The sequence below is a fragment of the Flavobacterium panici genome (assembly GCF_903819335.1).
GTDB lineage: Bacteria > Bacteroidota > Bacteroidia > Flavobacteriales > Flavobacteriaceae > Flavobacterium > Flavobacterium panici.
On the sequence record NZ_CAIJDE010000064.1, the window covers coordinates 158,205 to 164,474 of the forward strand.

The 6,270-nt window shown below is 33.7% G+C and carries 8 protein-coding genes; 2 read left to right on the forward strand and 6 right to left on the reverse strand.

All coding sequences use genetic code 11. From position 1 onward, the window contains the following. Positions 1-91: 91 nt before the first annotated feature. Together FLAPXU55_RS23055 and FLAPXU55_RS23060 are read left to right on the forward strand one after the other, a co-directional pair. The gene (locus FLAPXU55_RS23055) at positions 92-646 is read left to right on the forward strand and encodes a thioredoxin family protein (RefSeq protein ID WP_180861672.1); all 555 of its coding nucleotides are present in this window, start codon (positions 92-94) and stop codon (positions 644-646) included. A 387-nt stretch (positions 647-1,033) separates the two neighbouring features. Further along, positions 1,034-1,429 carry a GreA/GreB family elongation factor gene (locus FLAPXU55_RS23060; protein WP_180861674.1) on the forward strand — a complete coding sequence of 132 codons (396 nt, stop codon included), beginning with the start codon at positions 1,034-1,036 and terminating at the stop codon, positions 1,427-1,429. 106 nt (positions 1,430-1,535) lie between these two features. Here FLAPXU55_RS23060 and FLAPXU55_RS23065 read toward each other — a convergent pair whose 3' ends face one another. From FLAPXU55_RS23065 to FLAPXU55_RS23090, 6 genes are all read right to left on the reverse strand, one after another. Continuing rightward, on the reverse strand, positions 1,536-1,835 hold the full coding sequence (locus FLAPXU55_RS23065; RefSeq protein WP_180861676.1) for a c-type cytochrome: 300 nt from the start codon (positions 1,833-1,835) through the stop codon (positions 1,536-1,538). A 93-nt stretch (positions 1,836-1,928) separates the two neighbouring features. After that, a complete protein-coding gene (locus FLAPXU55_RS23070; protein WP_053471046.1) occupies positions 1,929-2,861 on the reverse strand; it encodes a peptidylprolyl isomerase in 933 nt (310 codons plus the stop codon). A gap of 42 nt (positions 2,862-2,903) precedes the next feature. Then, complete coding sequence (locus tag FLAPXU55_RS23075) at positions 2,904-4,058, reverse strand: MFS transporter (protein ID WP_235992151.1); 1,155 nt, start codon at positions 4,056-4,058, stop codon at positions 2,904-2,906. Between the two features lie 201 nt (positions 4,059-4,259). Then, positions 4,260-4,607 (reverse strand): cupin domain-containing protein, encoded by a 348-nt coding sequence (locus FLAPXU55_RS23080; RefSeq protein WP_180861680.1) that lies wholly within the window; start codon positions 4,605-4,607, stop codon positions 4,260-4,262. A gap of 48 nt (positions 4,608-4,655) precedes the next feature. Further along, on the reverse strand, positions 4,656-5,528 hold the full coding sequence (locus FLAPXU55_RS23085) for a sugar phosphate isomerase/epimerase family protein (protein WP_180861682.1): 873 nt from the start codon (positions 5,526-5,528) through the stop codon (positions 4,656-4,658). A gap of 30 nt (positions 5,529-5,558) precedes the next feature. After that, positions 5,559-6,089, reverse strand: a complete 531-nt coding sequence (locus tag FLAPXU55_RS23090; RefSeq protein ID WP_180861684.1) for an NADPH-dependent FMN reductase — start codon at positions 6,087-6,089, stop codon at positions 5,559-5,561. Between the last annotated feature and the right edge of the window lie 181 nt (positions 6,090-6,270).

Here is a 6,270-nt window from a genome sequence, read left to right on the forward strand (position 1 = left end):
CGTGCAATCTGTGGCAAAAAAATACAATTCTTCCTGTGCTCTTTTTTATACAGAATTTAAAGGCTATTTTTGAGTATTAATTTTTGTAAAAATGGCACGCACTCCTTCAAATATGATTCCGCTTGGGACAATTGCTCCAGAATTTTATATAAAAGATACGAATTCGAATCACACTTATTCGTTTGAAGATTTAAAAGGATCAAAAGGTACGCTTGTTATTTTTATGTGCAATCATTGTCCTTTTGTGCTTCATGTTATTAATGAAATTGTCATGATATCTAATGATTATCGCGTTCAGGGGCTTGGTATTATTGCTATTTCAAGTAATGATATTGTAAAATATCCGCAGGATTCTCCAGAATTAATGACTGATTTTGCTTTACAGCATAAAATTGATTTTCCTTATTTATTTGATGAAACGCAGGAAGTGGCAAAAGCATACGATGCAGCCTGCACGCCCGATTTCTATTTATTCGACAATCAGGATAAATTGTTTTACAGAGGACAACTTGATGATTCAAGACCCGGAAACGGAATTCCGTTAAGCGGAACTGATTTAAGAAATGCCATTGATGCCTTGATTTACAACCGAACTTTGAATGAAATTCAGAAACCAAGCATTGGGTGTAATATCAAATGGAAATAAAATTTGTAAGAATCAAAAAACTTTACTTATCTTTGCAAATCATAATTAAAATCACTCATTGTGAACACTATAACAATATTTACAGTTTTTAGACCTGCATATTCTTGTAAGAGAAAACCGCTTTCGGCTGTATTTATTTCACATAGTAAGGCCTTTATTAATTAGGCCTCCGTCTATTTCAATTCTTCTTTCAGGCGGAGGATTTACATCGATTTAAACATTTACTTATTTGACAAAATTTAAGTTTTGGTCAGATACTTTTTTGTTTTTCAAACTAAATTCTTTACACGCTTGTCTTGTTTTAAACAAACTGAGCAACAACTGGCTCTGAAAAGCATAAAAGAAGAAAAATCATTCAAATTCAATAACAATAAATTCAATATAGATATGAAACCAACACCCACTTTCTGTAAATCAGATTATCAATTTTTAAGGGAATTGATTTTAAAAAGTAAAAATTCGACAAATACTAAAGAAGCAAATCAGCTTTCGCAAGAATTAGACCGCGCTGTAATAAGCAAGGAAAGTGAACTCGACAACTCTGTTATCAGAATAAATTCTGTTGTAACAATTGAAGATGTAATAGCGAAGAAGCAAATGAAAGTTCAAATTGTTTTACCTTCATCTGCAGATATAAAGCAATCAAAAATTTCAATTCTGGCACCTTTAAGTGTTGCTATTATTGGTTTTAAAGAAAACGACGAAGTTGACTGGGAAATGCCGGCTGGTATCAAAACTTTAAAAATTATCGCGGTAGACAATACGGCTGTACATCATTCCTAACTTTTTAAACACCTCATTTTGTGAAGGTGTTTTTTTATATCTATTTGAAAACAAAAAACCTGTTCAAATTATTGAACAGGTTTTTTGTTTTTTTTCTAAATACAAATTATAATTGCGAATGAATGTAATCTGTAATTGATGCCATTTGAGTCTCGTCTAGCTTCGCTTTTTTGCCCATTCTAACCAAAATTGGTCCCCATTCTTCTTTTGTATATTTCTTTGGATCTTTCAATTTGTGGCATTTTGCGCAATTGTTTTCATACAAATCTCTACCTGCTTCTAATTCAGGAGTTAATACCACTGTTTTTGCAGGTTCGGCAGGAGTAGCTGCAACAGCTGGCGTTTTTTGAGTTCCGCAGGAAACTGCAAATAAAGCAAGTGCTGCAAGGATTAAAATATTTTTCATTGTCTCTGGTTTTTATAGTAAATATAAAAAAAATCCCATTCGGCTTGCGAATGGGATTGCTATTTAAAACAATACTAAATTGCTTGTAAATCCTTATTTTACGTCCATTAATTCAACGTCAAAAATCAAAGTTGCATTTGGCGGGATAACTCCTCCAGCTCCAGATGGACCGTAAGCTAAATCAGATGGAATTACAAAACGAGCTTTGTCACCAACTTGTAATAAAGCAATACCTTCGTCCCATCCTTCGATAACTTGTCCAACTCCTAATTTAAATTCGATTGGTTTTTTACGTGGGTAAGATGAATCAAAAACTTTTCCGTTTTCTAAAGATCCTTCGTAGTGAACAGAAACTGTTTTTCCAGCTTCAGCTCTTTTACCTTCACCTTTTTGGATCATTTTATAACGTAAACCGCTTTCTGTTTTATCAAAACCAGCAGCAAGTTGTTCCATTTTTGCTTCAGATTCTGCTTTTAAAGCTGCTTCACGTTTAAGGCGAGCACCTTTTAAACCAATAAAAGCTTCAATTGCATTCCATTTTTGAGCTTCTTCTCCAACTCTGATGATTTCTAAAGTCTCTAAAGCATCACCTTGAGCAACAGCATCAACTACATCTTGTCCTTCTACAACGTGACCAAAAACACTGTGTTTTCCGTCTAACCAAGGAGTTGGAACGTGTGTGATAAAAAATTGAGAACCGTTACTTCCAGGTCCAGAATTTGCCATAGATAAAACTCCCGGACGATCGTGTTTTAAACTTGGATCAAATTCATCATCAAATTTATACCCAGGATCTCCAGTTCCAGTTCCTTTAGGACAACCACCCTGAATCATAAAATCAGGAATTACTCTGTGAAAGTTTAATCCATCGTAGAATTTTTGTCCCTGAGGTTTTACTTTATTTTCCATATTTCCTTCTGCAAGAGCTACAAAATTCCCTACGGTTCCTGGTGTTAAGTCGTGTGTTAGTTTAACTAAAATCGAACCTTTGCTTGTGTTGAATTTAGCGTATATTCCGTTTTCCATGTTGTTATTTTTTAATTGAACGCAAATTTACAAATTAATTTCTTAATCAATTTGCGCTTTTTGTTTTTTAGATTTTGATTTATAAGTAAGTCCGTAAACGGTTAATGACAGTGCAGATAAAACCATACAACCAATTGTTACAGCGTGCCATCCGCCCAGTTTCCACAATAATAATCCGTATGCAGATCCGGCAGCAGTTCCTAAAAAGCTAAACGACATAAATACCGTATTTAGTCTGTTTCTTGCTTCTGGCAATAACGAATACACTCTGGTTTGATTTGAGATATGAACGCCCTGAATTCCGATATCAATAAATACAATTCCAATCGCAATTCCGATTACGCTTTCTATTGAAAAATAGAAAATCAAGAAGCTTATCAGGATTAATAAACAGCCGTAACCAACTGCAATTCTCGAATTTCCTTTATCACCGATTTTCCCAACCAAAGGTGCGGCCAAAGCTCCCGATGCACCAACAATCCCAAATAAACCAATTGTGGCACTGTTAAAATGAAACGGTTCTCCAGAAAGCAATAAAACCATTGTCGTCCAGAAAGCTCCAAACTGAGCAAAACTGAAAACATTGATTGCCGTAGCTTCACGCAAAACCGGCTGTGTTTTTATAAGTGTAAATAAAGACTGAATTAATTGACCGTAAGTTCCCTGAAACTGAGGTTTGTTTACCGGGAATTTACTCTGAATTACGAAAAAGATTAAAAGACAAATTCCGGCGGCGATATAAAACATTGATCTCCAACCCAAAACTTCTCCGATAAAACCGCTTAAAGTTCTGGAAAGTAAAATCCCGACCAATAAACCGCTCATAATGGTTCCAATAACTTTTCCTCGCTGTTCTGGCGTACTTAACGAAGCTGCTAAAGGCAAAATAAGCTGCGGTACAATCGAAGTGATTCCGATTAATAAAGAAGCAATTTGTAAAATAAGAAAACTTTTTGCCGTTGCTGCAATCAATAATGCAATTACAGAAGCGAAAGTGGTAATTAAAATCTGCTTTTTTCGTTCTAATTTATCACCAAGCGGCACCATAAAAAACAACCCAATAGCATAACCCGCTTGAGTTAAATACGTTATAGTTCCGGCGCTGGCTTCAGGAATTTTAAATTCGTTGGCAATTAAAACAATTAAAGGCTGGCAGTAATAAAGATTTGCAACTATAAGACCAGTGCAAACTGCCATAAACAGGACGTTGGTTTTAGATAAATTCATTTTGCAAAAATACCATCAATATTTATAATTAAAGTTATTTTTTTTATAAAATCTGCGTAAATCTGCGTCTTCGCGATAGCGAATCCGTTTAATCAGCGTCAATTTTTATAACGCGAATGACGCAGATTCGCTATCGCGAAGACGCGGATATTTACTGATTTTCTTTATAATTTATTTTAAGAAATCTTCTCTTGCGGGGCTAAAAACGTCTGTGAGCATTCCGCTTTCTAAACAAACAACGCCGTGAATTGCGTGAGGCGGAATATAAAAACTATCACCTTCTTTTAAAGTTTGTGTAACACCGCTTATGGTTACATCAAATTTTCCGCTTGCAATATAGGTTACCTGAGAATGGTAATGTTCGTGTAAAACACCAATTCCTCCAGTTTTAAAATGAACATTTACAAGCATAACCTTATCATCAAAAGCAAGGATTTTACGCTTGATTCCTTCACCAACTACTTCCCACTCTATTTCTTCTCCTTTTATAAACTCTTTACTTGTTTTGATATTCTGCATGATTTTTAAATTTATTCTTACAAAAATAAGACTTTTTTATGATTCGATTTAAATCAATTCTTTTGAAATAAAATCAGAGCTTGTTTTAATGGACTGAAAAGAATCTCCAGCATAATTATTTTCCTGCTCAACAAAAAAGTGAACCATTCCGGATTGTTTTGCCTCTTTAAAGAAAGGTTTAAAATCAATTGATCCTGAACCAATTTCTGTATTTAAAGCCGGATTTGTTTTATCCATATCTTTTACATGCCACATTTTAAAACGGCCCGGATTTTCTTTAAATAATTTTAGCGGATCATTTCCTGAACGAACCACCCAATATAAATCTAATTCAAAATAAACCAGATTTTTATCAGTTTCATTTAATAAGATTTCGTAACCCGTAATTCCATCATGTTTTTGAAATTCAAAATCATGATTGTGATAAGCTAATTTTAAACCTGCTTCTTTGCACATTTTTGCAGCCTGATTCAAACGCTGTGCGATCTTTTTATAATCATCGATACTTTTTCTAAAAGGTTCGTCGATCCACGGAACGGTTAAAAATTCGTTTTTTAAAATCTTTGCAGCTTCAATTGCAGCAATTAATTCCGCTGTATTTCCGTCATATAAATAGCTTCCTAAATTATAATGTCCGCTAACTGCTTTTAATTTATTATCGTCCAATATTTTTTTCAATTCAACTGGAGACAATCCCCAAAACTGATCTTTAATAGAAAAACCATACGTTTCTACATTTGTATATCCTGATGCAGCAACTTTTTCTAAAGTTTCTTTTACATTTTTCGGAAGTTCTTCTCGCAATGTATATAACTGCAAACCAATTTCTTTTTTATTCATAGAAAATGCTAATGACGGTAAAGCCAGAACAGCCGTAGCAGCCAGACTTGTGTTTATAATAAAGTTTCTTCTTGTAACCATTTTTGATCGAATTTTAGAAAAGTAAATCTACTATAAAAATTGATTCTCAAAATTTTTTATAAAGTTTTGAAGCGCAATTTCTGTTTCTTCGTTTATAATTTTTCCCTCAGCATCAATTTTTCCGCGAATGCCCTGAATTAAAAGCTGTGTATTATCGTCAAATTTAGCTTCAAGGGTTTTCATAATTAATAAAAGCTGTTCATGTCCCATTTCTCCAGAAGCAGAAGCCGTAATTAATCCGACTTTTTTATTCGAGAAAATAGTGGTCGACACACACCATTCTAAAGCATTTTTTAAACTTCCGGGCAGGCTAAAAACATATTCAGGAGTGCAGATTATAATTCCGTCGGCCTCTATTATTTTCTTTCTGAACAAACTAATTTCTTCCGGCGGATTCTCTGTATCTAAATCTGGATTAAAATGCGGAATTCGATCTAAATCTTCAAAAATGTCAACTTCAAAATCTGATTTTATATGTTCTGAAATATATTTTAGAATTTTAAAATTGCTTGAGTTTTTTCTTGTACTGCCTGTTATGGCAACTATTTTTATCGCTTTCATTTTTATTGGATAACTGAAATATCTTTCTTCATTGCATCAGATTCCTCGGTCAGGTTATTTCTTTTAAAAAAATTGTCTAAATTAGACTGCACCCAAAAGTTTAGACAAATTAATAATTAAGTTTTATAATAATGAGCTCGATATTGTATCGGGCTCATTCCTTTTAGATTAAGTTTAATTC

What these genes read in the sequence shown, in the direction of transcription:
- FLAPXU55_RS23065 (WP_180861676.1), bottom strand. Translation starts at nt 1,835, where the DNA reads ATGAAAAATATTTTAATCCTTGCAGCACTTGCTTTATTTGCAGTTTCC.
- FLAPXU55_RS23090 (WP_180861684.1), bottom strand. Translation starts at nt 6,089, where the DNA reads ATGAAAGCGATAAAAATAGTTGCCATAACAGGCAGTACAAGAAAAAAC.
- FLAPXU55_RS23070 (WP_053471046.1), bottom strand. Translation starts at nt 2,861, where the DNA reads ATGGAAAACGGAATATACGCTAAATTCAACACAAGCAAAGGTTCGATT.
- FLAPXU55_RS23060 (WP_180861674.1), top strand. Translation starts at nt 1,034, where the DNA reads ATGAAACCAACACCCACTTTCTGTAAATCAGATTATCAATTTTTAAGG.
- FLAPXU55_RS23075 (WP_235992151.1), bottom strand. Translation starts at nt 4,058, where the DNA reads ATGGCAGTTTGCACTGGTCTTATAGTTGCAAATCTTTATTACTGCCAG.
- FLAPXU55_RS23055 (WP_180861672.1), top strand. Translation starts at nt 92, where the DNA reads ATGGCACGCACTCCTTCAAATATGATTCCGCTTGGGACAATTGCTCCA.
- FLAPXU55_RS23085 (WP_180861682.1), bottom strand. Translation starts at nt 5,528, where the DNA reads ATGGTTACAAGAAGAAACTTTATTATAAACACAAGTCTGGCTGCTACG.
- FLAPXU55_RS23080 (WP_180861680.1), bottom strand. Translation starts at nt 4,607, where the DNA reads ATGCAGAATATCAAAACAAGTAAAGAGTTTATAAAAGGAGAAGAAATA.